Consider the following 1,193-nt stretch of genomic DNA (forward strand, 5'->3'; position numbering starts at 1 on the left):
CCACCACGGTGCCGGCGTCAACTTCATCGAGACGTACCAGCGCGGCGGAATGTATCAGGTCCCGTTTCCCTTCACCCCCGGTTCGGAAGCCGCCGGCACCGTGGTGGAGGTGGGCGAAGGAGTCGAGAACTTCACGGTGGGAAGCCGGGTTGCCACGGCCGAGGGCGCAAAATGCTACGCCGGCCACACCCTGATCGATGCGGCCAAGGCACTCCCCGTACCGGACGGCGTGGACGACCTCACGGCCGCGGCACTGCCCCTCCAGGGCATGACCGCGCATTACCTGATCAACTCCTCCTTCAGGGTTGAACCGGGCCACACCGTCCTCACCCACGCCGGCGCCGGAGGCGTGGGCCTGCTGCTGACCCAACTGCTCAAGGAGCGGGGCGCCCGCGTCATCACCACAGTCTCCTCGGACGCCAAGGAAGAACTTGCCCGCGACGCCGGGGCGGACCACGTCCTGCGCTATGAGGGCTTTCCCCACCATGTCCGCGAACTCACCGGCGGGAAGGGCGTGGACGTGGTGTACGACGGCGTCGGCCGCAACACTTTCGACGGTTCGCTGTCCTGCCTGCGCACCAGGGGCACCCTGGTCCTCTTCGGAGCGGCTTCGGGAGCGGTCCCACCCGTGGATCCACAGCGCCTCAATGCGGGCGGATCGCTGACACTGACCCGCCCCTCCCTGGCCCACTTCCTGCTCAACGAACAGGAACGCCGCTGGCGCTCCAGTGAGGTTTTCGCTGCCGCAGAAAAGGGTCATCTCAAGGTGCGGATCGGTGCCACGTATTCTCTTGCCGACGCCGGGAAGGCGCACGAGGACCTGGAAGGGCGGCGCACCACAGGCAAGGTTCTCCTTGTTCCCTAAGCCCACGGGCACCAAGGTGAACGCAACATGAACCTTCAACCAATTCCAGACACCTGCCGTTCACCTTACTCAGGCAGGATTTGACGGTGAGTGAGCACCTGTCGAACGTCGTCGCATCCCCGCCGGAAGTCCTGTACCGCCCGCAGCTTGCCGGTTCCCCCCTGGCTCCTCCCGAGCGGACGCTGATGGCCATTCTCGAGGACACGGCCGCCCGGTTCCCTGAAGCTTCGGCGCTCGACGACGGCCGGCGTTCCCTGAGTTATGCCGAGCTCCTGGCCGCTGTCAGGGCCAAGGGGCGGGAGCTGCAGGCAGCCGGGCTCGGTGCCGG

The 1,193-nt window shown here is 66.7% G+C and carries 2 protein-coding genes; both read left to right on the top strand.

Annotation, left to right across the window (positions count from 1 at the left end):
- Nucleotides 1-865, top strand: an 865-nt coding sequence (locus tag DBR22_RS17965) for a quinone oxidoreductase family protein (protein WP_108600140.1), incomplete at its 5' end; no start/stop codon positions are given.
- 86 nt (nt 866-951) lie between these two features.
- Nucleotides 952-1,193: hypothetical protein (locus tag DBR22_RS17970; protein WP_181365238.1), on the top strand; the 242-nt coding region annotated here is incomplete at its 3' end.

The organism is Arthrobacter sp. HMWF013 (assembly GCF_003061105.1).
Taxonomy (GTDB): domain Bacteria; phylum Actinomycetota; class Actinomycetes; order Actinomycetales; family Micrococcaceae; genus Arthrobacter.